Origin of the sequence: Rhodococcus sp. C1 (assembly GCF_020809065.1) — a bacterium.
GTDB lineage: Bacteria > Actinomycetota > Actinomycetes > Mycobacteriales > Mycobacteriaceae > Rhodococcus_F > Rhodococcus_F qingshengii.
This window is the reverse complement of record NZ_CP078080.1, coordinates 5,471,000-5,496,593: the sequence shown is the minus strand read 5'-3', so window position 1 is coordinate 5,496,593 and position 25,594 is coordinate 5,471,000. Positions and strand designations below refer to the sequence as shown.

Annotated in this window: 25 protein-coding genes; 15 read left to right on the top strand and 10 right to left on the bottom strand. The window is 62.1% G+C overall.

Annotated features, from left to right (window positions below):
• Nucleotide 1: 1 nt before the first annotated feature.
• Both KTR60_RS25375 and KTR60_RS25370 read right to left on the bottom strand, forming a co-directional pair.
• Nucleotides 2–955, bottom strand: coding sequence for an ABC transporter permease (locus KTR60_RS25375; protein ID WP_047272018.1), 954 nt, complete (start codon nucleotides 953–955; stop codon nucleotides 2–4).
• A gap of 36 nt (nucleotides 956–991) precedes the next feature.
• A complete protein-coding gene (locus KTR60_RS25370) occupies nucleotides 992–2,629 on the bottom strand; it encodes an ABC transporter substrate-binding protein (protein ID WP_134929666.1) in 1,638 nt (545 codons plus the stop codon).
• A gap of 662 nt (nucleotides 2,630–3,291) precedes the next feature.
• Between KTR60_RS25370 and KTR60_RS25365 the strand changes: the two genes are divergently transcribed.
• The 4 genes from KTR60_RS25365 (at nucleotide 3,292) to KTR60_RS25350 (ending at nucleotide 7,715) form a co-directional block, all read left to right on the top strand.
• Complete coding sequence (locus KTR60_RS25365; protein ID WP_228401378.1) at nucleotides 3,292–4,332, top strand: NAD(P)/FAD-dependent oxidoreductase; 1,041 nt, start codon at nucleotides 3,292–3,294, stop codon at nucleotides 4,330–4,332.
• A gap of 469 nt (nucleotides 4,333–4,801) precedes the next feature.
• Nucleotides 4,802–5,989: an ATP-binding protein gene (locus KTR60_RS25360; protein WP_042924931.1), complete on the top strand. Its 1,188-nt coding sequence runs from the start codon at nucleotides 4,802–4,804 to the stop codon at nucleotides 5,987–5,989.
• On the top strand, nucleotides 5,986–6,705 hold the full coding sequence (locus KTR60_RS25355) for a M50 family metallopeptidase (RefSeq protein WP_003940327.1): 720 nt from the start codon (nucleotides 5,986–5,988) through the stop codon (nucleotides 6,703–6,705). The genes KTR60_RS25360 and KTR60_RS25355 overlap by 4 nt, the downstream gene beginning before the upstream one ends.
• Nucleotides 6,706–6,878: 173 nt before the next feature.
• Nucleotides 6,879–7,715, top strand: coding sequence for an SDR family oxidoreductase (locus tag KTR60_RS25350; RefSeq protein ID WP_047272023.1), 837 nt, complete (start codon nucleotides 6,879–6,881; stop codon nucleotides 7,713–7,715).
• Nucleotides 7,716–7,769: 54 nt separating this feature from the next.
• Here KTR60_RS25350 and KTR60_RS25345 read toward each other — a convergent pair whose 3' ends face one another.
• Nucleotides 7,770–8,777 (bottom strand): NAD(P)H-dependent glycerol-3-phosphate dehydrogenase, encoded by a 1,008-nt coding sequence (locus tag KTR60_RS25345; RefSeq protein ID WP_003940093.1) that lies wholly within the window; start codon nucleotides 8,775–8,777, stop codon nucleotides 7,770–7,772.
• Nucleotides 8,778–8,874: 97 nt separating this feature from the next.
• Nucleotides 8,875–9,603 carry a FadR/GntR family transcriptional regulator gene (locus tag KTR60_RS25340; RefSeq protein WP_047272025.1) on the bottom strand — a complete coding sequence of 243 codons (729 nt, stop codon included), beginning with the start codon at nucleotides 9,601–9,603 and terminating at the stop codon, nucleotides 8,875–8,877.
• Nucleotides 9,604–9,736: 133 nt separating this feature from the next.
• Here KTR60_RS25340 and KTR60_RS25335 point away from each other — a divergent pair, with 133 nt between their 5' ends.
• The 4 genes from KTR60_RS25335 (at nucleotide 9,737) to KTR60_RS25320 (ending at nucleotide 13,297) form a co-directional block, all read left to right on the top strand.
• Nucleotides 9,737–11,125, top strand: coding sequence for a GntP family permease (locus tag KTR60_RS25335; RefSeq protein ID WP_003939838.1), 1,389 nt, complete (start codon nucleotides 9,737–9,739; stop codon nucleotides 11,123–11,125).
• A 12-nt stretch (nucleotides 11,126–11,137) separates the two neighbouring features.
• The gene (locus tag KTR60_RS25330; RefSeq protein WP_003940404.1) at nucleotides 11,138–11,668 is read left to right on the top strand and encodes a gluconokinase; all 531 of its coding nucleotides are present in this window, start codon (nucleotides 11,138–11,140) and stop codon (nucleotides 11,666–11,668) included.
• Nucleotides 11,669–11,744: 76 nt separating this feature from the next.
• Nucleotides 11,745–12,182, top strand: coding sequence for an SRPBCC family protein (locus tag KTR60_RS25325; protein ID WP_007729979.1), 438 nt, complete (start codon nucleotides 11,745–11,747; stop codon nucleotides 12,180–12,182).
• A 143-nt stretch (nucleotides 12,183–12,325) separates the two neighbouring features.
• Nucleotides 12,326–13,297: an alpha/beta hydrolase gene (locus tag KTR60_RS25320; protein ID WP_030536535.1), complete on the top strand. Its 972-nt coding sequence runs from the start codon at nucleotides 12,326–12,328 to the stop codon at nucleotides 13,295–13,297.
• A 6-nt stretch (nucleotides 13,298–13,303) separates the two neighbouring features.
• On the opposite strand, the gene KTR60_RS25315 is transcribed toward KTR60_RS25320, so the two are convergent.
• Genes KTR60_RS25315 through KTR60_RS25305 form a run of 3 tightly spaced genes read right to left on the bottom strand, consistent with a single transcriptional unit; the run spans nucleotide 13,304 to nucleotide 15,577 of the window.
• Nucleotides 13,304–14,107 (bottom strand): transglutaminase-like domain-containing protein, encoded by an 804-nt coding sequence (locus tag KTR60_RS25315; protein WP_030536536.1) that lies wholly within the window; start codon nucleotides 14,105–14,107, stop codon nucleotides 13,304–13,306.
• A gap of 58 nt (nucleotides 14,108–14,165) precedes the next feature.
• Complete coding sequence (locus KTR60_RS25310) at nucleotides 14,166–14,732, bottom strand: nucleotidyltransferase family protein (RefSeq protein ID WP_050654563.1); 567 nt, start codon at nucleotides 14,730–14,732, stop codon at nucleotides 14,166–14,168.
• Between the two features lie 2 nt (nucleotides 14,733–14,734).
• Nucleotides 14,735–15,577: an alpha/beta hydrolase gene (locus tag KTR60_RS25305; RefSeq protein ID WP_019745522.1), complete on the bottom strand. Its 843-nt coding sequence runs from the start codon at nucleotides 15,575–15,577 to the stop codon at nucleotides 14,735–14,737.
• A gap of 146 nt (nucleotides 15,578–15,723) precedes the next feature.
• Here KTR60_RS25305 and KTR60_RS25300 point away from each other — a divergent pair, with 146 nt between their 5' ends.
• Both KTR60_RS25300 and KTR60_RS25295 read left to right on the top strand, forming a co-directional pair.
• On the top strand, nucleotides 15,724–16,833 hold the full coding sequence (locus tag KTR60_RS25300) for a DUF6670 family protein (RefSeq protein WP_047272028.1): 1,110 nt from the start codon (nucleotides 15,724–15,726) through the stop codon (nucleotides 16,831–16,833).
• Nucleotides 16,834–16,851: 18 nt separating this feature from the next.
• Complete coding sequence (locus KTR60_RS25295) at nucleotides 16,852–17,427, top strand: AAA family ATPase (RefSeq protein ID WP_228401377.1); 576 nt, start codon at nucleotides 16,852–16,854, stop codon at nucleotides 17,425–17,427.
• Here the strand turns inward: KTR60_RS25295 and KTR60_RS25290 are convergent.
• Together KTR60_RS25290 and KTR60_RS25285 are read right to left on the bottom strand one after the other, a co-directional pair.
• Complete coding sequence (locus tag KTR60_RS25290; RefSeq protein WP_228401376.1) at nucleotides 17,410–18,054, bottom strand: formylglycine-generating enzyme family protein; 645 nt, start codon at nucleotides 18,052–18,054, stop codon at nucleotides 17,410–17,412. The genes KTR60_RS25295 and KTR60_RS25290 overlap by 18 nt on opposite strands.
• Nucleotides 18,055–18,080: 26 nt before the next feature.
• On the bottom strand, nucleotides 18,081–19,601 hold the full coding sequence (locus KTR60_RS25285; protein WP_228401375.1) for a PucR family transcriptional regulator: 1,521 nt from the start codon (nucleotides 19,599–19,601) through the stop codon (nucleotides 18,081–18,083).
• Between the two features lie 175 nt (nucleotides 19,602–19,776).
• On the opposite strand from KTR60_RS25285, the gene KTR60_RS25280 reads away from it, so the two are divergent.
• Complete coding sequence (locus KTR60_RS25280) at nucleotides 19,777–20,241, top strand: nucleoside deaminase (RefSeq protein WP_003940577.1); 465 nt, start codon at nucleotides 19,777–19,779, stop codon at nucleotides 20,239–20,241.
• Nucleotides 20,238–21,569 carry a cytosine permease gene (gene codB / locus KTR60_RS25275; RefSeq protein WP_228401374.1) on the top strand — a complete coding sequence of 444 codons (1,332 nt, stop codon included), beginning with the start codon at nucleotides 20,238–20,240 and terminating at the stop codon, nucleotides 21,567–21,569. The genes KTR60_RS25280 and codB overlap by 4 nt, the downstream gene beginning before the upstream one ends.
• A 94-nt stretch (nucleotides 21,570–21,663) precedes the next feature.
• On the opposite strand, the gene KTR60_RS25270 is transcribed toward codB, so the two are convergent.
• Complete coding sequence (locus KTR60_RS25270; RefSeq protein ID WP_024487521.1) at nucleotides 21,664–22,509, bottom strand: mechanosensitive ion channel family protein; 846 nt, start codon at nucleotides 22,507–22,509, stop codon at nucleotides 21,664–21,666.
• Between the two features lie 86 nt (nucleotides 22,510–22,595).
• On the opposite strand from KTR60_RS25270, the gene KTR60_RS25265 reads away from it, so the two are divergent.
• The 3 genes from KTR60_RS25265 (at nucleotide 22,596) to KTR60_RS25255 (ending at nucleotide 25,524) form a co-directional block, all read left to right on the top strand.
• A complete protein-coding gene (locus KTR60_RS25265) occupies nucleotides 22,596–23,234 on the top strand; it encodes a DUF2461 domain-containing protein (RefSeq protein WP_003939783.1) in 639 nt (212 codons plus the stop codon).
• A gap of 428 nt (nucleotides 23,235–23,662) precedes the next feature.
• Nucleotides 23,663–24,655, top strand: coding sequence for an ABC transporter substrate-binding protein (locus KTR60_RS25260; RefSeq protein WP_007729992.1), 993 nt, complete (start codon nucleotides 23,663–23,665; stop codon nucleotides 24,653–24,655).
• Nucleotides 24,656–24,738: 83 nt separating this feature from the next.
• Complete coding sequence (locus tag KTR60_RS25255; RefSeq protein ID WP_042447011.1) at nucleotides 24,739–25,524, top strand: alpha/beta fold hydrolase; 786 nt, start codon at nucleotides 24,739–24,741, stop codon at nucleotides 25,522–25,524.
• The last annotated feature ends 70 nt before the right edge of the window (nucleotides 25,525–25,594 follow it).

The window sequence follows — 25,594 nt, the reverse complement described above, 5'->3', positions numbered from 1 at the left end:
GTCATCCCTTTCCTGCGTACCGCATGCGCGGGTCGACGAGGAGAGCTACCACGTCCACCGCCAGGTTGACGACAATCACGAAGGCGCCGAGACACACGGCCAACCCTTGTACGACGGGTAGGTCCTTTTCGGTGACCGACTGCACCATCAGCGAACCGACTCCCGGTACGGAGAACACGGTCTCGACGAGTACGGCGCCGGACAGCGCAGCGATCAGTATCAGACCGGCCGCAGTCACCACCGGCATTGCGGAGTTCCGTAACGCATATCGGAAGAAGACCCGTGAGGGGTCGAGACCACGAGCTTTCGCGAATGTCATGTAGTCCTGCCGGAGCACGTTGAGCGCTCCGGCGCGTGTCTGCCGGATCAGCAGTGCGATGAGCGCGATGCCGAGTGCTGTTGCTGGCAGGGTGAGGTGCACCAAGCGATCGAAGAATCCATTGCCCACGCCGTAAACGGGGAACAGTCCGAGCTCGAGTCCGAATACGAAAATCAGCAACATTCCGACTGCGAAACCTGGTGCACTCATACCTATTACGGAAGCCATCGAGATACCTCTGTCCACCCATTTATCGCGCTGATACGCCGCTGACATTCCGCAGGGGACCCCGATCCCGACCACCAAAACAAGTGTGTACACCGCCAGTTGGATCGAGACCGGTAGGTGATCGGTGATGATGCCGGTCACCGGCGCACCTGATCTGGTCGACGTCCCGAAATCGAGCTGCAGTGCATCGACCAACCAGTGCCAATACTGAACAAGGAAAGGATCGTTGAGGTGATGTCGTGCCTCCAGGGCCGCGATCAGTTCGGGTGTGCTCGGACGAGAGCCGACAAGGACGGCAATTGCAGAGCCTGGCGTCACCGACAGCAGACTGAACACCAGAAAACTGATTACCAGAAGCAGCGCGGCCGACACCACGAGTCGCTTGCCGATGAACGCCGCTACTGCCATCTCAATCGAACCTCGTTGTGTGGGAGAGATAGTCGTTCACGACGTTGCCTTCACTGCGGTAACCCACGAACCGTTGACGAAGTCGTAGAAGGACATGTCGCGATCGAAGGCGAACCCGTCGGCAATTGCGTAGACCAGATTCGGATTGAACAGCGGGACGTACGGAAGTTGTTCGTGGATGCCGGTCAAGATGGTCTGGGCGGCAGTCCATCGGTCCAGGGGTGAGGTCGATCCGTTCAGGACGGGCAGCGCCTGTTCGACGGAATCGGTAGACCAATTCGAGGCGTTGAATTTCGGTGCGACAGCGTTCTCCTTTCCGACGACGGAGCCGATCAATTTGGGGTCGGGCGTCGATGCGGTAATCGACAGGAATCCGATTCCGGGAACCTTGTGGGCGTACAGGTCGGAAATCCATTGGGTCTGGGTGATGGGCTTTGGAACAACGGTCACACCGAGTGGCGCCAGGTTTTGTTGCAGGTTGAGTACCGTCAGTTCCGTCCAGTTCACGTTGTCGGTGTAGGGGACCTCCACCGTGAATCCCTGGGGGTGCGACGAGGCGGCAAGTTCTTGCGCCGCAAGGTTACTGTCGAACTCGATTCCGCCGATTCCGTCCAGGAAGGATTGCGCGTTCCCAGGGGAACCGGCGACACCGGTCAACATTTCCGGAGTTGCCAAACCCTTCAATATCGCGGAGTCGTTGCCGAATGCCGCCTCTGCGATTCCTTTTCGATCGATCGAGTGCGCGACGGCCTTCCGCACGTGGACATCGTCGAACGGACTCGTACTGGTATCGAACGTCAAATACGTGAGCTTGGTCAGAGGGACCTCGATCGTGTCGATTCCACCGATCTGCTTCCACTGTGACTGCTTCTTGATGTCGGCCACATTCGCAGCTTGGATGTCGCCGGATCGCATTGCCAACTGAGCGGTGTTGCCGTCCGGAATCACGTCGAACTTCAGAGTTTCCGGTGCAGGTTGCTCCGACCAGTAGTCATTGTTACGGACAAGTTGCACACCGGAACTTGAATATTCTTGGACCCGGTACGGGCCAGTGCCCACCGGAACCGCTTGCGCAGTACCCAATTCGGCAGCATGTTCTTCAGCGAACCTTGCCTGTTGGATCAGTCCGAATAGCGCGATGCTCTGCCTGGCAACCGGATCGGGATGCGACAACTTCACAGTCACCCGCATCGGTCCGGTTTGTTCGATGCTTTCGAGACTTTCCAGCTCGCCGGCAGTTTGCGCCCCGGCTGCGGAATCAGAGACGTGCCGAAGGCTCCAGATCACGTCCTCCGGGGTCAGTAGAGTTCCGTCGGAGAATCGCACGTCGGACCGGATGACGTAGTCGATGGTCGTCGGGTCAGGAACCGATACGGCTTCGGCGAGATGAGGTCGCAACTCTCCTTCACCGGAAAGCCGTTCCAGCGGTTCGGTGAACAGGGTCTGAACCTGCATGGAAGGACCGAAATCCTTAGTGATATCTAAGGAGATCGGAGCCGCTGCAAGAGCGAAGGTGAAGGCGGGTATCGGATCGTCGGTGATCGTTCGAGTCTGTGTGGCGCCCGGTGCGGAGCCACACGCGGAAACCACGAGGACGAGTGCTGTTGCCGATACCGCGTACGTGGCGGTTCGCGTGTAAGCGCGCATCGCGCGATGTAGAACTGGCTTCTTCAAGCGTCAACTCCCTGTTCACGAAAACCCAACCGGATATGACGGGTAACGCTACGGAGATGTAGGTCACATATCGTTAGACGATTGTCGAATCCAGCGCGGATATTTTTCGACGATCGGAAGAGTGCTTTGGAAAGTCCCGAGATACAGAGTCAGAGCAAAGATTGCACGCCAACGCGTTCAGACGGAAGCCGGGATTTCAGTATCGGTGTTCTGGGGGTGATGCGACCTGAAGTCGGGATCGGTTGTTGGAGAGCTTCTTTAGGGCCTCGGCCACGACTGGGCGTTCACCAGTGCGACCCGTCGCCAATGTCGACAGCCTCAAAGCATCAGCGCGCGGATGACCTCGGGTTACCTGATCGGCGACTTGGCGACAAGACTGGGCGGGCTTTACGCCCGGTCTGGCGGGCCTGTCGGTGCCCACGGGCGGTTGTTGTTCTCTTTTGGGAACTGCTGCGTGTACTCCGATGACTGGTGACCGCAGGTTCACCGCGTGGGGAGTGGCTCGAGTTTAGGGTGCTCGGCGTGCAGTGCTCGTCCATACCTTCGAACGGGCGGTCGCTCTCGCCGCCGAGCGGGAACAGGCCTAGTCCTCCATTAACCGCCGAAGTCCTCGCATCCAAATCGAGTGGATCCAGGTTGCGGCTCGCAGATATGGTCCACTGGTGACGCATCCGAATGGTCGAAACGACAGCCCGATCCTGGTGATTGGTGCCGGTGTCGTCGGCGCGTCGATCGCGTATCATCTGGCGCGCGTTGGTCTCCGAGTCACCGTGCTCGAGCGGGGCTCGGTGGCGGGAGGGGTGACCGGCAACTCGTTTGCCTGGGTCGGCCTCTCGAAGAGTGCAGCAGAAACCTACTCCGATCCGTGCCGACATGGCGCCGCACCCGAGTTCGACCGGCTGGAGCGCGAACTCGTCGAGCCATTCGGTCTGCGCCGCAGAGGCGCGATCACGTGGGAGACGACGGAAGCGGAGACTCGAAAGTTCGTCGACGCGCATCGCGCACTCGGTCATCCAGTCGAACTCATCGGTGAAGATGAGGTCTTTGCTCGTGAGCCGGGATTGCGCACAGCGCCCGCGGTAGCGGCATATGCGCCTGACGATGGTGGAGTTGACCCGGTTGCGTTCGCTCGATCGCTCCTGCGGGGTGCCGAAGCATACGGTGCCACAGTGCATTCCGATGTCAGTGCGCTCTCGATGTACACGGAAGGCAAGAGAGTGTGCGGAGTAGTGACTGCCGACGGTCCCGTCTACGGATCGACCACAATCCTCTCCGCGGGCACTGCCATCCCCGGCCTCGCGGCGTCGGCGGGAGTCGACGTCGCGGTCGGCGCCTCACCGTGTTGCCTCATCAGATTCTCGACGCCGCACCGATTGGTGAGCGGAATCCTCTCCACCCCGGACTTCGAGATCAGGCAATTGGACGACACGACACTGATTGCGGTTGAGGATGTTCCGTTCGGGTTCTCCGGAGACACTCATGAGCTTGCCGAGCCGACCCTGCAGGCGGTCCGCAGTCAGCTCGTGGGCGGTGAACACGTGGAACTGATCGAGGCGGTAGTCGCTGACCGTCCCATTCCACGCGGTGGCCGGCCACTGCTGGGCTTCGCCGAAGACGTGTCGGGGCTCTATCTGGCCGCGGCGCATCCTGCGATCATTCTGGCCGGAGCAATTGGGGCCCACGTGGCCGGGGACTTCATCTAGCGGTCGGGCTCGAACAGGTAGACGGGATGCTGGGCGCTCAGTTTTCGGTAGGGCGTTTTAGGGTTAGCAACGAGACCACCACGAGGGTAATGCCGAGAACCCCCAAACTGGCCATCGGTCAGTCCACGACGACCGAGGTAGCCGTGGAGTCCACATCGACTAGATGTGTCGTGCATCTGGCTGCTGGCACAGGCAGCGGAAGACGATGTGCCTTCCACACAGCTGAAAAGTATCCCGGACCAGGCGAGTCGGGGGCGGGATAGTTGTCCTGGCAAAGCGTGTCTGGTGTGGACGCGAGCAACGACATGACCCATAGCGCGCCCCCCGCGATGATTCCGATCCCCGCCCGAAGCCATTGCATACGGCGATAGTACGATGTTCACGGGGTGCAATAGCAGTTACTAGTTCTCTCTAGGACACGCGCTAGAGAGCGGGATATTCGTCTACCCTGCTTGTACCGTCGATGGGCATGGACCCCGTGCGCAATCCGTATGCCCCCGGTGCCGGTCAGCGACCGCCGGAACTCGCCGGGCGCGACAAGCAGATCGACGCCTTCGACGTCGTTCTCGAGCGAATTGCGCGTGGCCGCCCGGAACGAAGTGTTGTACTCACCGGATTGCGTGGCGTCGGAAAGACCGTCCTGCTCAATCAGTTGCGTTCGGCCGCGATCTCCCGAAGCTGGGGGACTGGGAAGATCGAGGCGCGGCCCGACCAGGATTTACGACGCCCACTCTCGTCAGCACTCCACATGGCGGTCCGCGAGATCGCGGTCTCCCATCGCGATCCGGAGCGGGTCGAGCAGTTCCTCGGAGTCCTCAAATCGTTTGCCCTACGCGCCACTGCGGACAAGGGAATGCGGGAGCGCTGGCAACCAGGCATCGACGCACCCGCGATCAAAGGCCGGGCAGACAGCGGCGACATCGAGATCGACCTGGTCGAGTTGCTGCTCGACGCGTCGTCGCTGGCCAGGGATGTCGGCGTCGGGATCGCAATCTTCATCGACGAGATGCAGGACCTCGGTGCCGCGGATGTCTCGGCGATCTGCGGGGCCTGCCACGAGTTGAGTCAGGACGCGGCACCGTTGATCGTCGTCGGGGCGGGGCTTCCGCATCTGCCTGCTGTGCTGTCGGCGTCGAAAAGCTACTCGGAGCGCCTGTTCAGCTACCACCGGATCGACCGCCTCGAGCGTGAAGCTGCAGATCAGGCACTGATTGCGCCTGCCGAGCGTGAGGAGGTCGAGTTCACCGAATCCGCGCTCGACGCTCTGTACGAAGCGGCTGACGGGTACCCGTACTTCGTTCAGGCCTACGGGAAAGCCACGTGGGATGTGGCGGCGTCGAGTCCGATCACGGCAGAAGACGTGCGCGTCGGCGCACCGACGGCTGAGGAAGAACTCGCTGTCGGTTTCTTCGGATCGCGGTACGAGCGAGCAACACCTGCGGAGCGTGAGTACATGCGCGCCATGGCCGATCTCGCCGGTGACGACGGACCCGTCGCAACCGCGAAGATCGCCGTCGAGTTGGGGCGCAAACCGGCTTCCCTGTCGCCGGCACGCGATGGACTGATCAAGAAGGGGCTGATCTATTCGGCAGAACGTGGGTCCATCGGATTCACGGTCCCGCACTTCGGCCGATACCTGCGCGGACAAGCGGAGTGAACGCGCTCGAAACCGCGTGGGATCGGGTGGCGGCGCTCAGTCCCAATCCGCCGGCCTGGGTGGTTCAACTGGCCGCGTTGATCGCCGTGATCATCGTTCTCGAACCACACCTGTGGCGGATCGCCCGCAACGTCGTCACCATCGCACACGAGGGCGCTCATCTGATCGTCGCCGTCCTGGTCGGTCGACGGTTGAAAGGTCTTCGCCTGCATTCGGATACGTCGGGTGTCGCGATTTCGTCGGGCAAACCGACCGGCTTCGGCGTCATTCTGATGACGTTCGCGGGGTACGTCGGACCGTCGATTCTCGGACTCGGCGCGGCCGGGTTGTTGGGCGCGCAGCGTGCGGTCTCGGTGCTGTGGATCGGCGTATTCGTCATCGCGGTGATGATGGTCCTGATCCGAAACCTCTACGGAGTCTTCTCACTTGCAGTCGTGGGAGCCGTGTTGTTCGGGCTCGTCTGGTGGGGGACCCAGGAGCAGCAAGTGGCCGCAGCGTACTTCCTGACGCTCTTCCTCCTCTTTGCCGGACCACGCCCGGTCGTGGAACTTCAACGGCAGCGAATGCGACGAGGCGGGGCACCGGACTCGGACGCCGACCAATTGGCCAGGCTCTCACCGATACCCGCGATCGTCTGGGTCGGGTTGTTCCTGCTCGTGAACGTCGCGGTGCTCGTGCTCGGCGGATGGTGGATTCTGCGCCCGGTGGGTGGCTGACCGGATTGATCCGTTGTCCCGTCAGGACAACGGACCAACGATTGTTGATGCTCTGCGGACGTAGTCATCGCATGAAGGCGCTCATATCGTGGAAGTCGCCGAGTGGTCGTGCCGGGACTTCCCGCGGCCACACCCGCAACGACGAAGACCGTCGACGATGACAAGGATTCGTTTTGGACGACAAGAACTTCCGCGGACGAACCGCGATCATGTCCGGGGGAAGCCGTGGCATCGGACTTGCCATCGCCCGTGCGATAGCGCGCCGCGGCGGAAATATCGTGTTGCTCGCCAAGACCGATACGCCGGATCCCAGGCTGCCCGGAACTATCCACACGGCTGTGGACGAGTTGAACGAGCTCGAGGGTCATGCCGTTCCGGTCGTCGGCGACGTGAGGAACGACGACGACATCGCGCGGGCCGTGGCTGCAGCGGTAGAGCACTTCGGTGGCATCGACATCGTGGTCAACAACGCGAGCGTCCTCGACATCTCGAAAACCGAAGATCTCGCGATGAAGCGATTCGATCTGATGCAGCAGGTCAATGTCCGTGGTACCTTCGCGCTCACCCGCGCGTGCCTTCCGTACCTTCGGGTTTCGGCCAATGCGCACGTGTTGACGCTGTCGCCGCCGCTCAACTTTTCGCCGCACTGGTTGGGTGCTCATCCGGGCTACATGCTGGCCAAATACGGAATGACATTGGCGGCCTTGGGTATCGCCGCAGAGTATTCAGGTGCACCGATTTCGAGTAATTGCCTGTGGCCGGAGACCATGATCGCCACGGCCGCTGTCGGAAACCTGCTCGGGGGAGACGACAGTATCGAGCACTCGCGTTCACCCGAGATCATGGCCGATGCGGCTGTCGAGATTCTCGGGCGTCCCGCCGGCACGGATACCGGTCGTACAGTGCTCGACGTCGAGATCTTGCGCGAGGCGGGGATCTCGGATTTCTCGCAGTACGGCGGTCAGTCACCGTTGGCGATCGACATCTTCGTCGACGCGCCAATTCCGTGATCTCGGGCGATCTACAGGTATCTAGCCAAATCGCTAGATACCTGTAGATCTTCCTCACGCCACCTCGTGCTCGCCGCCCGGGGCAACCTTCTGAAGTCCGCGATATGCGTCGCTGGCACTTTGGCGACCACCGATGACGGCCTCGACCTCCGCGGCAATCGGCATGTCGACGCCGTATTCACGGGCCAGATCCATGACAGTGGGGGCGGTCTTGACGCCCTCGGCGACCTGACCGAGCTTGGCGACCGCCTCCTCGACGGTCAATCCCTGCGCCAGAGCTTCGCCGACGCGACGGTTCCGAGAAGTCGGAGCCATGCAGGTGGCAATCAGATCGCCGACGCCCGTCAAGCCGGCAAAAGTGCGCGGGTTGGCGCCCATCGCCTCACCGAGTCGGGTCATCTCGGCGAGACCACGTGCGAGCACCATCGCACGAGTGTTGTCACCGACTCCCAGACCGTCGGCCATGCCCGAGGCGATGGCAACGATGTTCTTGAGGATGCCGCCGAGTTCACAGCCGAGCACGTCGGTGTTGCGGTAGACGCGGAAGACCGACGACGCGAACAGGGGTTGCAGCGCGGCGGCGACACGATCGTCCTGGGTCGCCACGACCGATGCCGCGGCCATGCCGTCGACGATCTCCTTGGCGATGTTGGGGCCCGCGAGCAATCCGACGGGATGGCCGGGCAGGCACTCGGCGATCACTTCGGTGGGACGCTGCCGGGTGCCGGGCTCGAGACCCTTGGACAGTGACAACACCGGGACCCACGCCCGAACCTCGTTGGCGATCTCGGCGAGGGTGGAGCGAACGGCGTGCGATGGCACCCCGCACACGAGTACGTCCGCTTCGCGGGCGGCTTCGACCAGATCCGAGGTTGCCTTGAGCCCCTTGGGAAGTTTGCGCTCACCAAGGTATTTGGAGTTGGTCCGTTGCGAATTGATCTCGTCGGCTGCTTCGGAATTGCGTGCCCACAACAGGGTCGGGGTGTTGCGGGCAGCGAGGCCGGCCACCGTGGTTCCCCACGATCCGGCACCGAGGACGACGACGCGTACCGGGCGGGCCATCAGAGTGCGCTGTTCTGGGTAGCGAGTGCTGTCATGGCGCCAAGCGTTCCACTTGCGGAGCAGTTGCGGGCCAATTCCGCCGAGTCTGTGGCTCGACTTACAGATGAGGCGGCGGTTCGGGGCTTTCGCGCATTGTTTCGACCGCTTCTGCGGATTCCGCGACGATCGAGCGCATGGCGGCTTCCGCGGCGTCGGCGTCCCCGGCCTGAATAGCAGATGCGACCACTCCGTGCAGGTGAATCGCTTCGGGGTCGGCCTCGTGGGGCATCAACGAGTGGCGGGTGCGGCCTTCGAGTATCTCGACGACGATCTGCGACATCGCCCGCAGCATCGGGTTGCCGGAAGCGGCGAGCAGTGTGCGGTGAAAGTCGGAATCATGGCCGAGATATGCGTCGGTATCGGCAGCGCGCGAGGTAGCTGACATGCCGATGACGGCTGCAGTGAGAGCGCCGCACTGCTCAGGTGTGGCGCGAGTTGCGGCCAGTCGCGCAGCCAGAGGTTCGATGCCGGAACGGAGTTCACTGAGGATCGAAAGTTGCTCGAACCGATCAGGACCGGCCAGTTGCCAGCGGATGACATTGGGGTCGAGCGAGTTCCAGTGTTCGGAGCCCAGGATGGTGATTCCGACGCGTCGACGAACCGAGGCGAGTCCGAGGGATTCGAGAACGCGGACAACTTCGCGGATGACGGTTCGCGACACGTCGTATCGCGTTGCCACCTCGTCGGCGGAGATCGTGGTTCCCGGAGCGAGCACACCACCGACTATGTCTTGGCCGAGCTGTTCCAGCATCGAGTCGTGTAACTGCTGAAACGGGACAGAAGGCATACGTAGATCGTCCCATGCGTATGGAGTAAGCCCGGTGGAAGCCGAATAAATACTACAAATTAGTGTCTGCTCTTGAAATTGTAGGTTAATTAAGGAACAGTGACCTCAATCACTCATCGGACTGGGAGTCCCTATGAACACCACAGCATTGCTGGCGGCCGAGGTCGTCCCCGCTGGTAGCGACGCACGATTGATCATCGCTGCAGTCGCCGGCGTCGCGGTTATCATCGCGCTGATCACCTGGCTCGACCTGCACCCCTTCCTCGCACTGTCCATCGGTGCGGTTGGTGTCGGTCTGGCGGCCGGCCTCGGATCGGCCGAGTCGGTCGCGGCGTTCGCCACCGGCTTCGGGTCGACCATGGGAAGCGTCGGAATCCTGATCGGTTTCGGCGCGATGTTCGGCAAACTCCTCGCCGATTCCGGCGGTGCCGACCGAGTGGTCGACACGCTGGTCGGCCGCTCCAGCACCAAGGCGCTTCCGTGGACGATGGCTCTGGTCGGCGCAGTGATCGGTCTGCCGATGTTCTTCGAAATCGGTCTCGTCCTGTTGATGCCGGTCATCATCCTCGTCGCGCGGCGTTCCGGCTTGTCCCTGATGCGCATCGCGATCCCCACCCTCGCCGGCCTCTCGGCCATGCACGGGTTGGTTCCCCCGCACCCAGGACCGCTGGTTGCAGTCTCGGCTTTGAACGCAAACCTCGGCCTCACCCTCGCGCTCGGTGTCCTCGTTGCGATCCCCACTGTTGTTCTCGCCGGACCGGTCTTCAGTAAGTACGCCGCGCGGTGGGTCGACGTGAAGGTCCCGGATCTTTTTGTCACAGGCGAAGATCGAGGCGAGGAAGAGAAGAAGCAGCGTCCCTCGTTCGCGGCTACTCTCGCAGCGATCCTCCTGCCGGTTGTTCTCATGCTGGGCAAGGCATTTGCAGACGTGATCGCACCCGATTCCGAGGCACTCCCCAAGTCCGTCCTCGACTTCCTCGGAACACCCGTTGTGGCTTTGGGTCTCGCGGTTCTGGTCGGTATGGTGCTGCTGGGTCGCGGCGGCGGAATGGACCGCAAGGCCATCTCGAAGTCACTCGAGAGTTCCCTACCTCCCATCGCAGGCATCTTGTTGATCGTCGGCGCTGGTGGCGGTTTCAAACAGGTCCTGATCGACACCGGTATCGCCGGAGTGATCGCCGACGCGATCAAGGGCAGCAGCCTTCCCGTGCTGTTCCTGGCCTGGCTGGTGGCGGTATTGATCCGCGTCGCAACGGGTTCGGCGACGGTGGCAACGGTGACGGCGTCGGGCATCCTTGCTCCGGTTGCGGCCGATCTCTCGTCCGCACATGTCTCGCTGATGGTCTTGGCGATCGGCGCGGGCTCGCTCTTCCTCTCGCACGTCAACGACGCCGGATTCTGGTTGGTGAAGGAGTATCTGGGCGTCAGCGTGGTACAGAACCTCAAGACCTGGACCGTGATGGAATGCATCATCTCGGTATCGGGCCTGGCCGGAGTGCTCGTGTTGAGCGCATTCATCTAGGTAGGCGAGCACATGAACAGCGAAGCGGCACAGCAGAAGCAGTACCCCGTGCTCGTCCTGATGGGTGTCTCGGGTTCGGGAAAGTCGACGGTCGGCGGCATGCTCGCCGGAGCGATGGGTTGGGACCTTCAAGAAGGCGACGATCTCCACCCGCAGGCGAACATCGACAAGATGGCGACCGGGCATCCGTTGAACGACGAAGACCGCTGGCCCTGGCTCGACAAGATCGCCGTCTGGATCAAGAGCCATACCGACGCCGGTCAGCCGGGCATCGTCACGTGTTCGGCACTCAAGCGCAGCTACCGCGACGTGCTTCGCGGTGAGCACGTCGTGTTCGTGCACCTCGCCGGTTCGCGGGATCAGATCGGCCAGCGATTGACCGCTCGCCTCGATCACTACATGCCCGCCTCGCTGCTCGACTCCCAGATCTCGACACTCGAGGCCGTCGACCCGGACGAACAGGCCATCGTCGTCGACGTGGGCGGGAGTCCCGCCAAGATCGCGGAGGAGATCCTGCGACGGGTGGAGACATTCGAATACTGAGCAAGCCCGGCGTGTAGGCACCCGCGGTTCGGGTTACGGTGCTTGGGTGACTGCTGCTGCGCAGACGGACTGAACCGTGACCGACTTCGACTTCCACAGCGTCTGGACGCTTCCTGCCTCTGCTGACCGCGTCTACGAGGTTCTCGCGGATGCCGAACGGTATTCGCAGTGGTGGCCTCAGATACGCCGAGTCGGGACGATCGACGAGCATTCAGGCTCCATGTCCATCCGCAGCGCTGTCCCTCTGACGCTGCTGGTCTTCGGGCGACGCGAGGTGGAAGACTCAGTTGACCGCTTTCTGAAAGTGCGTCTCACCGGCGCAATGACCGGGTGGAGTAGCTGGGCGGTGCGCCCCGCTGGATCTGGTTGCACAGCCGAATTTCGGCAACAGGTAGCGGTGTCCGGAGCGCTTGGTCTGGCCGCGAAGGTCGCGAAGCCGCTGTTCGAGTGGAATCATGAAGCGATGATGCGTGGAGGGCACCGCGGACTGTGCGCATATCTCTCCCGGCCGTGATCGCGACCAGAACTTGCACACGCTCGAGCAATTGATCCATACCCGTCGTGTCATTTTGACGCAGCGTCAGTTATCGTTCACATCAGCAGCCGACAAGTATGTGTAACTCAAATGCACAAAACGGCTTGACCTGGGAGGACGCTATGCGGACGCGAGATTCGACGGTATGGCATTGGAACGTGAGTCCGCGAGCGCGGGTCATCTTCTGCCTGACCAGGACGTTCGTGAAGCCTATGTTCACCCTCTGGCCGACCACCGAACGTGGTATCCGCCAACTCGAGCGACTCGACGCGATGGCGGACAAACTGCCGAAGCCGAAGAACCTCGATATCGAGCCTTTCACGCTGGGTGGTGTGCCCAGCGAGAAGGTGCAGCATCCACGCAAAGCGCAGGGCGAGTTGGCCGGCGCCACGATCCTCTACTTCCATGGAGGGGGATTCGTCTTCTGCGGTCTGGCAACGCACCGGGCACTGTGCGGTTTGCTCTCTGCGAAGGCCGGAGTACCGGTGATCTCCGTGCGCTACCGCCAGCTGCCGGAAGGTTCCATCGGCACCTCGGTCAAGGACGCAATGGCCGCGTACACCGCGTTGCTCGAGACAGCCGAAGACCCGAACAAGATTGTGGTTGCCGGTGACTCGGCGGGCGGATACCTGGCCATGAAGGTCGCCGAAATTGCCGCACTGCGCGGAATCACGCGGCCCGCTGCCGTGGTGGGATATTCCCCTCTTCTCAACGTGAACCTCGAGGACCATGATCCCGATTTCATGAAACGTGATGCCTACCTACCGATGTCACAGGTGGAAAAGCTCAAGGACCGGTGGCTCGAGGGTCCGGACGAGATTCCCGGTGCGCAGTCGCCGATCAACGCCGACGCCAGTCTGATTCCGCCGTCGTTCCTGGTGTCCGCCGAATACGAACTGATGCGTCCCGACGTCGAGATCATGACCGAAAACTTGATCAAGGCAGGACAAGCCGTCGAAACGCACATCTGGAGTGGGCAGATCCATGCTTTCCCGGTGATCGGGAAAGCTCTTCGGGAGGGGAAGGCGATCGTCGATCTCACGATCAAGTTCCTCGAGCGAACGATGGCCTCGCAGAACCAGATCAGCGCCTGACGCTTTTCAGCCGATCGATGTGAGTGTTGCGTAGTCGTCGTTGTCGAGAACGCCGTCGACGACTGCGCGAACTTCCGAGGCGTGCAACGTGATCGAACCGCCGTGATTGTCGAGGAAGGCTGTGTCTGCGGCATCTCGGCCGGTCGAGATGCGCACAAGATTGCTGCGCGGCGCCAATTGCGTTGCATCGACCACGCGCCAGACGTGGTCGATATTGGCTTCGACTACGGCGTGAAAATCCATCGGATCGCAGCCCGGCGCGTAGACGGCCACCAGTCGAGCGGGAATCCCCACGGCGCGCAGCAGTGAGATGGTCAGGTGCGAGTAGTCGCGGCACACTCCGGCGCCGGCGAGCAAGGTGTCGACCGCACTGTCGGTGCCGCGACTGGTGCCGGGAACATAACTCAAATGTGTACTCACCCAGCGAGTGACTTCGAGGAGGAGTTCGGCCGGGGGAGTGGCGAGATCGAATTGCCCGGCGACAAAACCGAAGAACTTGTCGGCCTCGGCATACCGGCTGGGGCGCAGATATTTCGACACGTCGTAGTCGCTGACCGACGCCGGTTCTGCGCGGCCGATGACGGTTGCGTCGTAGCTGACGATCAGTTTGCCTGGGGCACAGTCGAGTAGGTGAATCCGGGTACCGTGTTCGGCGGTGATCTCGCGGGGTTCGAGCGGATTGCCGTCATGGACGAACGACATCGTTTCCAGCAGTTCGACACCCGGCGCGCGCGTCACCGCGATCTTGAACTCCAGGTTGGTCGCCTCGTCGATCTCGATGTCGAGCAGGGCGGCGACTGTACGTTTCATCGGGCCATCTTTACACCGAATACGGACACCCACCACCTGGGAGGATTGTGACGTGCGATCAGGCTTCGGGGTAGTCGACGTCGACGCCGCTGCTGAGGTCGCTGCACTCCACCAACTCGACCCCGTTCTTGCGTAGGTAGGTGTTGGCGCCGCCGTCCCCGGTGAGTGACTTTGCAAGCGTCGGCCAGTGGTCGCGTCCGATCAGGACGGGATGGCCGGGACGGCCGTGAAAGACAGCTCTTCGCAGTATGTTTCGTGATGGGGAGCTGTGACCCACGATCCGCGTCACGGTGTCGGCGTTGAGGTCCGGGACGTCGACCAGAGAGATCGCTGCCGCATCTGCGTCGTCGATTCGCATGGCGGCCTCGAGTCCGCAGCGCAGTGACGCGCTCATTCCGTGTTGCCAATCCGATATCACCACAATGACATCGGTGGTGGGCAGTAGTTCGAGGGCGTCCTCTGCCTGCGCGCCGAGGACCACGATGACCGGTGAGAGGCCTGCGGACTGCAGTGTCGTCACCCCGTGGTGGAGCCAAGACTGACCCTCGGCGTTTGTGACGAGCGCTTTGGGCTTGCCCATGCGGGATCCGACCCCGGCCGCCAGCAGGATCCCGCACGTAGACATGACTATGCTCCGGTGACCCGCGGACGCAGCCACTCGATCAGATCGTTCAGAACTTCTTCCTGCTCAGGCTCGTTGAAGATCTCGTGGTACAGGCCGTCGTACACCTTCAAGGTCACATCCGAAGAGCCGGCCAGATCTGCGACGAGCTTGCTGCCGGCCGGGTCCGTCAAACGGTCGTCCGAGCCGTGTTGAAGCAGTACGGGAATGGTGAGCGAGGGCAGGCGCGCCGGGAAGCCTTCCGCGGCGGTGATCATGCCGCGCGCGATGCCGGCGGGAACCTTGCCGTGGTGAACCAGCGGGTCGGCGTTGTACTTGTCGACGACCTTCTGATCACGCGATACGGCAGCAGCTTCCAGGTTCTCGACGGGCACGTCCGGGAGGTATTTGCCGACGATCTTGCCCAGCTGCATCACGATCTTCGGAGTGCCGGTTGCGATGATCACCGCAGGTCCGGACAGGGCGAGGGCTTTGAGATCGGCCTGATGGTCGAGGGCGTAGGAAAGGGCGATCGCGCCGCCCATGCTGTGCCCGAGCAGGAACTTGTCCTTGCCGGGATGTGCCGCCGTCACGATCGAGAACAACGTGTGGACGTCGTCGGTGAAGTCGGAGAATTCCTTGAGGTGAACGCGCTTGCCGCCAGAGCGTCCGTGCCCGCGATGGTCGGGTGCGTACACGATGAGCCCGAGTTCCCCGAGCCGCGCAGCAACATGGTCGTAGCGCCTCGCGTGTTCGCCGAGTCCGTGGCACAGGACGAGAACCCCGGTGGGTTCGCGGTCCGGTGTCCACACGTCGTAGACGATCTTGGTACCGGCGACTCCGGTGAACGACGACTCTTCGTGCTGCATTGTTGCGCCCTCTCTGCGACCGGTTCCGGTACGCGGATTCTCACATGCTATTCGCCCGGTGGGCAGAGCGCGGGTGTTCAGGGTGTGAGGTCGTCGAGGAGACTTCGACACTTGTTTGTTACGGCTGGTTACATTAACTTAGGGGCGTGACCGGACAAACCGTTGATCGTTCCGACCCTGTTCCCGCCACCCGCTCGCGCCGATTGTGGCGACCCGCGGTTCGGGCTTTGCTGGACGGCGCGCTACCGCTGATCGACAAGCGAATGGCGGAATCGGTACGCCCGTTCGATCGGCCCGAGATGCTGCGTCCGCACCTGGCTTCGCGGAAGTTTGCGTGGACGCACTACGGGATCTTCGTTCCCCGGCTGCCAGGGCCTTTCCGTTACCTCAACACCATGACGTTGATCGGTGCAACCGGGACGGTGGTGTTCGACAACGACTATCTCGCTGCACCCGACGCGCGAAACACCGCAACCGTGCTGAGTTCCACCGCAGCGCCGGGCCATCACTTCTACCGGGCGTACGACGCTGCCGATGAGTGTGCGTTCGAAGAAGATGGTTCGCGAATCGCCTTCGGTGACAACCTGATCATCGAGAACAGCTATCCGAACTTCCGTGTCACCGGGCGATACGACTCATTCGACGTCGATCTCGAGATCGTGGCAACGGACCAAGCGTCGTGGTTCGTGCGTAATCCCGTCTACGACCACGTCAGTCTGCTGGCACAGTGCTCCGGAACAATTGCGAGTCCGGATGGACCGGTGAGTATTTCGGCTCCGTGCACCGTCGAGTACGCGCGGTGCATGACACCGCAATCGCTGACTCGCCGCGCGCTTCCCGAGTCGTGGAAGCTCCCGGCCGACTTTTTCACCTACCAGATCGTTCAACTGGACGACCGGCATCAGTTGTTGCTCACCGATGTTCGAGCGTCAGGGGTTTCGGCGTGCAAGCTCGCCTACATTCGGACTGTCGACGGTAGTGCGAAGGTCTTCGACGACGTCGAGTTCGACGTGCTCGAGTACGCCGACGCATTGCACGTCGACCCACAGGGTCGCGAGATGCGTGTGCCGCGCGTACTGCGTTGGCAGGTGCGCGATTACGGCAGGACGGTCGTGGAGTTCGAGGCGGAGATCGACTCGGAGTGGCGCTACGGTCACGGCAAGGGATACGTCGGCGCGTATACCTACCGGGGAAGCTTCGACGGTGCGTCGATCAACGGCACCGGTTACATCGAATGGGTGGACTGCGAAGTGTAAGGCCCCTAGGGTGTATCGGTGCCTTTCGTAGACCCCGCCGCGCTGACGATTCGTCCGCAGAAGATCCTTGTCGCGGGGACTTCCGGTGCCGGAAAGACGACTCTCGCCGGTCGAATCGGGCGGCTTCTCGAGATCGAACACACTGAGCTGGACTCGCTGTTCCACGGGCGCGGCTGGATTCCGCTCGACAGTTTCGAAACCGAAGTACGACGCTTTTCGAGCGAGCCGGCCTGGGTGACCGAGTGGCAGTACGGTGCGGTGCGTCGACTTCTGGCCGAGCGTGCGGACCTGATGCTGTGGTTGGATCTGCCTCGGCGGACGGTGATGCGCCAGGTGATCACACGAACCGTGCGTCGGCGATTGCAGCGAGAGGTGTTGTGGAATCGCAACATGGAGCCTCCACTGCACACCATTCTGTTCGATCCGGATCACGTGGTGCGCTGGGCCTGGCGAACCGACGGACGCAACGCCGAGCGAATGGCCACGGTTCTTGTCGATGTGCCGTCGTTGCCGATAGTTCGGCTGCGCAGTCGAGAAGAGATCGAGGCTGTGCTCGAAGTCCTCAGTCGTCTGCCCTCAGATCGTTTGAGCTAGGCGAAATCCCAGGTCGTCGATTGCAAACGTCGGATGGCTTCGCCTCCTTACGGTAGCGCCGCAACCGCGCTCGCTTTCGGCCCAACTGCCGCCGCGAAAGATCCGGTACGCGCCGTAGACCTCGGGGTCGTAGAGATCCCAGCACCATTCCCAGACATTGCCGATCATGTCGTACAGGCCCCAGTTGTTGGGTGCCTTCGTTCCGACGGGACGAGCCCTACCCTCTGAATTGTCGCTGTACCAAGCAATCTCGTCGATCTCGCCGTAGCGGTAGCCGGAGGTGCCGGCCTTGCATGCGTACTGCCACTCGGCCTCGGTGGCGAGCCGGTAGCCAGTTGCGCCCCGGTCCCACTGCGGAGAATCGGTGTCGACGTCTCGATATGCGGGTGTCAGACCGTCCGCGACCGAAAGTGCGTTGCAGGTTGCGATGGCGTCCTTCCATGAAAGGTCGACCGCTGGTTTGCTCGAATCGTCCGACGAATCTCCGTGAAGCAGCGCCCTGGTGGTGAGATGGCTTGCGAGGCGGAAGGATTCGACTTTCGAGGTCCACGCAGTACCTTTGCGGTCGTCCCGAAGGTGCACCTCGCCGGCAGGGATCTCGATCATCAACTCCGCTGCTCCGGTCATTCGTTCATCATCGCAGAGGTTGTCGCTCACCCGGGGAGACGCTCGAACGCTGCTTGTGGATCAAGGCCGGTGCGCATGCGCCATGCGGTCAGCGCAAGCCCGAGGCAGACCACCTGTGCCGGATCGTCGAGGGAAACACCCATCAGCTTCTCGATACGCGTGAGCCGTGCATAAAGCGACTGACGCCGAATGCCGAGGAAATCCGCGGTTCTCGCCTTGCCGCCCCGATGTGCGAGGTACGCGTCGAGCGTTCGGACGAGGTCGGCGGAATGTGCTGTGTCGTATGCGATCAGCGAACCGAGTTGCTCGGTTACGAACACGGACAGCGAAGCGGGTGTCGTTCCGGCGGCGAGCAGTCGTTGGACGCCGACGTCCCTCGCGAGGATCACTCCGGTCCGGGAGCCGAAGCGCCGCGCGATCTGGACGACTTCGCGAGCTTGCGCGACCGCAGCCCCGACGCCCGACAGATCCGCGACCGGCGTCGCCACTCCGAGCGTGCGTACCGCGGAACCGCCCGGCCCGCGGCGTAGCAGCTCGTCGGCTTCGGTGAACGCAGTCCGCACTCGAGCGGGGGATGCGGACGCCCACCCATGCGCGAGCACGATGACGTGATTGGCCGCAGTCCCGACGACACAGGAGCCGAGCACGGCCCGCACGGCGTCGCGTACTTGGTCAGCGAGCTCTCGAACCGGGGTTTGCCGATCGATGTCGACAGCGGCGACGAGGACGTGGTGCCCCTCCGACAACGGCGTCCACCCGGCCGCTGTCAGTCGCTCGGACAAGTCGCCGTGCGATGTGAGCACACCGCCCACCACGTCGGTGATCACCGATTGGGCGAGTGACTGTCTTGGGCCGAGATCGCCGTGACGGCCGAGTTCCAGAGCGACCGCGACGGCGGCGCAGTTTGCGACGGCGGTTCGGCGTGTGGTTGCCGGCCCGCACAGGACAAGTCGACCGAGTGAGTTCGTCGGGCCGCGTACGTCGTGGATAGTGCGTTCGGTCTCGGATCGCTCTGCGCCGGTTGTGCTGCGCTCGACGGTTCTGCCATCCGCGTCGAGCAGATCGACGCCGCACCCCGCGAGTCGTGACACCTTGTCGAGCAGCGCAGTCATGCCCTGGCCTGCAACCACGAGACTCAGAAGTTCTTGCCAGACAGGCTCGCCCGCTTGCGCCGAACCGAGAGTGCGGCGGAGCATGAGGTCGTGAAAGTCTTCGACCATCCGCTCGAAGGGCACTACTGCGTGCAGGGCCAAGAACGCGAGTCCCCGTCGGCGCGAAGCTTCGACGAGTTCGGGAGGGGCCGTGAGGAACGAGCGCCCGACTTCCATCGCGAGTGCGACGCATCCCGCGTCCGCCAATTGGTCGATGTAGGCGGTGAGCTGCTCGGGAGATCGCCCGTGCAGACCGAGGCCCGTGGTCAGAAGGACCTCACCTCCGGACAGCAGCCCACCCATTTCGTACACCTCGGACGAATGGACCCAGCGGACCACCGCGGTATCGATGTCGCCCGCGAGCACCTCGATTGCGGCGGCCTTGAACGAGGGCATCGCAAGAACTTGTCGCAGAGTCGGGAGCATTTCTATATCGTCCGCCGAGGGGGCACTTCGTCATAGAGCTAGTTCTGCCGAACTGACAGGTTGTCCCTTGTCGGGCTGTTACCACCGTGGTCGGATTGTGACACGAGCCACAATCGACGATTTTGGTCAGACTCCAGGAGCGCACATGAATCATCCGGCACACACCGATGAGTATTTTCTCGGACTTGCGATCGAACAGGCGAAGATCGGTTGGGAGGAGGGCGGCGTGCCGATCGGCGCGGCGCTGATTCACCGGGGCGAGGTTCTCGCAGTCGGACGTAACCGTCGGGTCCAGATGAACAGCGCCATCCGTCATGGAGAGACCGACTGCATCGAGCGCGCCGGACGACTGCCGGCCTCGGTGTATCGCGAGTGTGTCCTCTACACGACTTTGTCGCCGTGCTTCATGTGCGCCGGAACGGCGCGCCTGTACGAGATCCCTCGAATCGTGGTCGGCGAAAATCGTTCCTTCGAGGCATCGGAGGAATGGTTGCGCAGCAGCGGAATTCAGGTCGACGTCGTCGACGACGCGGAGTGTGTGGCACTGATGGACCGCATGCTGGCCGAGCGCCCGAGCCTGTGGCTCGAAGACATCGGCGAAGTTGTATGAGCAGCGCCGTCGAACCTGCCACGGTCGCAGGCGATTCGGAGAGCGCAGGCCACCCGATCGATCCAGACTATCCCGTCACTCCGGTTCCGCTTCATGCACGTAAGCCGTTCTTCTCGCTCGCGGTGGTGTTGCTGGGGTTCACCATCTTCACACCGACGATGTTGGCCGGAGCAGCGCTCGGTACCGCGTTCTCGTTCTGGAAACTGATGGTGGTGATCGCCGCCGGATCCGCCATCTTGGGGGTCTACGTCGCCATGATGGGGTTCGTCGGAGCCCGAACCGGGCTGACAACAGTTGTGATGGCGCGCTACAGTTTCGGCACTCGCGGGTCCAAGCTCGCTTCGATCCTGCTGGGCGGTACCCAGATCGGCTGGTACGGAGTCATCATCGGCACGATCGGTGATCTCACCGCGCAGGCATTGGGCTGGGAGTCCTATCTCGCGCGGGCGTCGGTGATGATCGCGGCGAGCATCTTGATGTGCGTCACCGCCTGCTACGGCTACCGCGGAATGTACTGGGTTTCGCTCGTCTCGACGCCCTTGATCCTGGCGTTGGCCTGCTGGGTCGTGTTCCGGTCCCTCGAAGAGGTCGGTGGATTCTCCGGCCTGGTCTCGGTTCAACCGCAGACGACCATGACGATCGCGCTCGCAATCACCACTGTCGTCGGCACGTTTGTATCGGCGGGAACGCAAGCGCCCAACTGGACCAGATTTGCTCGCTCCGGATCACAAGCGGTGTGGGCCTGCGTTATCGGGTTCCTCCTCGGAAACGGATTGATGATCCTGTTCGGCGCCATCGGAGCCATCACGTTCCACGAGGGTGACTTCGTGTTGATCCTCTACAACCTCGGGCTTGTCGGCTGGGGCCTGGTCTTGCTGTTCGGAAACCTCTGGAAGAGCAACGCAGACACCGCATACGCCTTCGGAGTGGCCGGTGCCGAACTGTTCAGAAAGCCTCGCAAGACCCCGTTCGTCATCGGTGGATGTGTGATCGGCACGGCGCTCGCTCTGACCGGTGTGCACAACCATCTTGTCGACTATCTGAGCCTGCTCGGAACGTTCATCCCGCCATTGGGCGGTGTGATCATCGCGGACTTCCTGTGCCGCTGGCGGCGCGGCATTCCCGAGGGTTACACCCCGCAGCCGGTCCACTGGCGAAACCTCGCCGTCTATGCCGTCGCAGCGTTCCTCGCTTGGCTTTCCGGTGAGTTCGAGGTGGGAATCCCACCGCTGATCGGAATCGTGGCAGCAATTGCTCTGACGATGTTCCTGCACAGGGTGTTTGGCAACAGCTCGGCAGATCGGGAGGTCTCGACCTCCACCGTCTGAATCGTGCGTCAGGCACCAGCGAGCCCCCGGTGGTTTCGACCCCGCCGGGGGCTCGCGTAATTGATGGAAAGGGCAGTCGATTCCGTTTCAACCGTCAGCGCAGAACAGGCAGGTACGGGGCCTCGATTCCCTGCTCTTCGAACGCAGTCAGCGCCGAGCGTGCAAATGCGCGCTGGACTGCCCACTGGCGCCCAGGCTTGACCTGCGCCGTCACTCGAATGGTAATTGCCTCGGCAGTAACCGAATTGACTCCCAGCATCTCCGGCTTGTCGATCATGTCCGCCCTGATCGGTTCGGACTCCGCCGCCTCGAGGACAGCTCGCGTCGCCACCTCGCACGCTTTGTGCACGTTCGCATTGTGGGCGATGGGGAGATCGAGAACTGCAGTGGCGTAACCCTGACTCATGTTGCCCACTCGCAGGATTTCGCCATTGCGGCAGTACCACAAGGTGCCGTTGGCATCTCGAATCGTGGTGACACGCAGGCCCACTGTTTCGACGGTGCCGACCGCGTCGCCGAGATCGACGACGTCGCCGACACCGTACTGATCCTCGAGCAACATGAAGATGCCGGAGAGGAAGTCACGCACCAGGTTTTGTGCACCGAAACCGATGGCAAGACCGATGACGCCGGCGGATGCGATGAACGGCGCGACGTTGATCCCGAGGATGCCGAGGATCTGCAGCACACACCAGACGAGGATGACGATGGACACCGTCGATTTGAGTACCGAACCGATGGTCCGGGCTCGCTGCGATCTGCGCTCGTTCACCTTGGCGTTCGGAGACTTGCGAGGCTTCGACATTCGATCGATCCCGCGGTGCAGTGCGAAGCGCAGAACGACTGCGAGTGCCACGTAGATCGCGATCTCGACGGGTCGGTGAATCAACCAGTCTCGGTTGGTATCGGTCAGTTCCCATGCTTGTATTTCGGAAATCATCTCCATGCAGTCTACGGATTCGGGCCGATCCGGGCATCGGTGCAGGGCAGACGGTCCAAAGCCGAACAGGCAGCTAGGCTTACGTCATGGCTGCGTTCACTGGCATACCCGTTGCTGCACTCGATTTCTACGAAGACCTGGAAGCCGACAACAGCAAGACCTGGTGGGCAGCGCACAAGGAGACGTACGACGAAGTGGTTCGTCGTCCGATGGCGTCGTTGACCGCGGCGTTGGAGGACGAATTCGGCACGGCCAAGCTCTTTCGGCCGTATCGTGACGTTCGATTCTCGAAGGACAAGATCCCGTACAAGACGCACCAGGGAGCGTTCGTCGGTCTCGCCGAGAGCTGTGGCTACTACGTGCAGATCGACGCGGCAGGGTTGATGGTGGCCGGTGGTTTCTACGCCAGCAGTTCGGAGACCATCGCGCGTTATCGTGCGGCTGTCGACGACGACGTTCGAGGGCCGGAGCTCGAGAAGATCCTGGCCTCCGTCGAGAAGGCCGGATTCACGATCGGCGGCGACAAGCTCAAGACGGCGCCTCGCGGATACACGGTCGATCACCCGCGGATCGAATTGCTGCGTCACAAGTCGCTGACTGCTGGTCGTAGTTACCCAAGCCCGTCGTGGCTAGACAGCGCCAGGACATTGAAGGAAGTTCGCACAGCGTGGCGCGCACTGACGCCTTTGGTCGAATGGTCCGGACAGGTGCTCGGACCGAACTGACCGTCCGACAGAAAAGTGTGACGTAGCCGTAGGAGAGTTCACCTCGAGTTCATCAAAACTCGAGACGCCTGGGGCTAGCGTGGTGTGTGTAACCGAAAGTTTCGGCCCCGCTTCGAGTCGCAGCGCCGCAGTTCGAAGCCATTTTCTCTCGATCGACATCGTGAACAACCCGTGTCAGTGGAGACCATCATGGCTATGTTTCTCGCTCTCGTCCTGATCATCTCGGTCCTCGGAATCGTCGGCACCTACCTCGCGTTCAGTGCGGTCTACTTCGTCGAGATGCGCAAACTCGACAAGTAAGGGGTGCGAATTGGCCTGATTCGACTATTTCTGGGCCGATCGCGACGACCCTCCCTGCGTACGCTGTTAGGGCATCCTTATCCGCTCGCAACAGTGGATGATTCATTTCTTTTGGAGGTTCGACACGCATGCCCGCTCAATCCACGCTCTTGCTTCCCGAGGGCTACTCCGACAACCGCCTCGTTTCGGACCTCACACGTCGGCAGTTCGGCTTCGGTGCCGGAATCGCCGGGCTGGGCGCGTTCCTGGCGGCCTGCGGTGACAGCGGGAGCAGTTCGGGTGAAACCGAAATGCGTTCTGTGACGACACCTCTCGGAACGTACGACATTCCTGTCAATCCGAAGAGGGTTGTCGCGATCGACTCGCGGCTCGATCTGGAACCTGCTGTAGCGCTGGAACTTCCGCTCGTCGGCTACACGTACGCCCAGGCGACACCGTGGGTGCCTATCGATTCGTCGGTACCGTTCCTGTCGGAGATCCCCAACCGCGAGCAGATCTTGGCGCTCGAGCCCGACCTGATCGTGTGCCTGAACTACGAGAGCGAGTGGTGGCCGGTGGCCGAGATGTCCACCATCGCACCGGTTCTGACGACAGAGTTCACCGACGACTGGCGCACAAACCTCTCGCGGTTGTCGGGCTGGCTCGGTCGAACGGCCACACTCGATCGATTGACGCTCGACTACGACAATCTGATTTCCGACATCCGCAGTCGTCATGCCGAGAAGATTGCGTCCAAGACCGTCGCCAGTGTCTCGTTCATGCCGGACACGAACACGCTGTACGTCACGAGCATCCGTACCTCCGAGAAGGGCGACAAGCCCAGCGACATGACGCTCGGCGACATCGGTGGCAAAACCGCCACCTCGGAGGGGCTCGATCCCGAGGGCGGCGTCAGCCTCGAAGGCCTCGACGTGCTGGCCGGCGTCGACGGCTTCATGATCACCGAGAACGAGGACAGTGCCGCGTACCAGGCATTGGTGGCGAGCAAGCTGTGGCAGCGACTCCCGGCAGTGCAGGCGGGCAACGTCACCAGTCTGGGTGGCTCTACGTTCTACGGTTCGATCTACACGATTTCGTACGTGGCACAGGGTTGGGATGCCCTGTACAACAAGATCAGCTGAAGCCTCTGCCGACCGGACCGATGAGTTTCGGTAACGCGGGCGGTCTAATCAGGTAGGCATTGACCAGACCTGAGGAGATCGACGTGCAAACAGAGCAATCCCCAGCGGTAGTGCAATCCCGCGACGGTACGACCATCGCATACGAACGCTCCGGTGCCGGACCAGCAGTGGTCCTGGTCGCCGGAGCGTTCTGCGACCGCGGATGGTTCGATTCCCTGGCTGCAGAGTTGGCGGCGGACTTCACGGTGTACTCGTACGACAGGCGCGGACGCGGGGACAGCGGTGACAGTCGCGCGTTCTCGATCGACGCCGAGGTGGAGGACTTGCGGGCGGTCGTCGCTGCCACCGGTGAAACACCGCTCGTTTACGGATTGTCGTCGGGTGCCGCGCTGGCTTTGGAGGCCGCTGCGCAGGCCGTTCCGATGCGTAAGCTCGCCGTCTACGAGGCGCCGTACATGGACGACGACCAGCGTGACGAGACTGCCCAAAGTGACCTGGAGCGATTGATTGCGGGCGGCGACAGGGAAGGTGCTGTGACGCGTTTTCTGGATCTGACCGGTGCATCCGCGGAGATGGTCGACGAGATCAAGCGGAGTGCCGATTGGCCCGACATGTGCGCCATCGCGCACACCTTGCCTTACGACGTCGCTGTGTGTGATCACGGCTGTCAGTCGCTCGACTGGCTTGCCTCCATTACCGTCCCCACGTTGGTCATGTACGGCGGTGACAGTGGTCAATGGGCACCTGCCTCGGCGACGAGAATCGCTGCAAAAGTCTCGGGGACAAAGACTTTGGAGATCCCCGGTCAGGGCCACGGCGTCGCCGACGACGCTATTGTCCCGGCTCTGCGTGAATTCTTTTCCGGCTGAGCACTGGGCGGCGAAGACGATCGTCAACCTAGGGTTGACGCTTTCGATTGCGTCAACCTAGGGTTGACGC

Excerpts from the sequence above, each read along its gene's own strand:
- KTR60_RS25375 (WP_047272018.1), bottom strand. The coding sequence starts at position 955 with ATGGCAGTAGCGGCGTTCATCGGCAAGCGACTCGTGGTGTCGGCCGCG.
- KTR60_RS25360 (WP_042924931.1), top strand. The coding sequence starts at position 4,802 with ATGGACCCCGTGCGCAATCCGTATGCCCCCGGTGCCGGTCAGCGACCG.
- KTR60_RS25345 (WP_003940093.1), bottom strand. The coding sequence starts at position 8,777 with ATGGCCCGCCCGGTACGCGTCGTCGTCCTCGGTGCCGGATCGTGGGGA.
- KTR60_RS25340 (WP_047272025.1), bottom strand. The coding sequence starts at position 9,603 with ATGCCTTCTGTCCCGTTTCAGCAGTTACACGACTCGATGCTGGAACAG.
- KTR60_RS25335 (WP_003939838.1), top strand. The coding sequence starts at position 9,737 with ATGAACACCACAGCATTGCTGGCGGCCGAGGTCGTCCCCGCTGGTAGC.
- KTR60_RS25330 (WP_003940404.1), top strand. The coding sequence starts at position 11,138 with ATGAACAGCGAAGCGGCACAGCAGAAGCAGTACCCCGTGCTCGTCCTG.
- KTR60_RS25320 (WP_030536535.1), top strand. The coding sequence starts at position 12,326 with ATGCGGACGCGAGATTCGACGGTATGGCATTGGAACGTGAGTCCGCGA.
- KTR60_RS25315 (WP_030536536.1), bottom strand. The coding sequence starts at position 14,107 with ATGAAACGTACAGTCGCCGCCCTGCTCGACATCGAGATCGACGAGGCG.
- KTR60_RS25310 (WP_050654563.1), bottom strand. The coding sequence starts at position 14,732 with ATGTCTACGTGCGGGATCCTGCTGGCGGCCGGGGTCGGATCCCGCATG.
- KTR60_RS25305 (WP_019745522.1), bottom strand. The coding sequence starts at position 15,577 with ATGCAGCACGAAGAGTCGTCGTTCACCGGAGTCGCCGGTACCAAGATC.
- KTR60_RS25290 (WP_228401376.1), bottom strand. The coding sequence starts at position 18,054 with ATGACCGGAGCAGCGGAGTTGATGATCGAGATCCCTGCCGGCGAGGTG.
- KTR60_RS25285 (WP_228401375.1), bottom strand. The coding sequence starts at position 19,601 with ATGCCCTCGTTCAAGGCCGCCGCAATCGAGGTGCTCGCGGGCGACATC.
- KTR60_RS25280 (WP_003940577.1), top strand. The coding sequence starts at position 19,777 with ATGAATCATCCGGCACACACCGATGAGTATTTTCTCGGACTTGCGATC.
- codB (WP_228401374.1), top strand. The coding sequence starts at position 20,238 with ATGAGCAGCGCCGTCGAACCTGCCACGGTCGCAGGCGATTCGGAGAGC.
- KTR60_RS25270 (WP_024487521.1), bottom strand. The coding sequence starts at position 22,509 with ATGATTTCCGAAATACAAGCATGGGAACTGACCGATACCAACCGAGAC.
- KTR60_RS25265 (WP_003939783.1), top strand. The coding sequence starts at position 22,596 with ATGGCTGCGTTCACTGGCATACCCGTTGCTGCACTCGATTTCTACGAA.
- KTR60_RS25260 (WP_007729992.1), top strand. The coding sequence starts at position 23,663 with ATGCCCGCTCAATCCACGCTCTTGCTTCCCGAGGGCTACTCCGACAAC.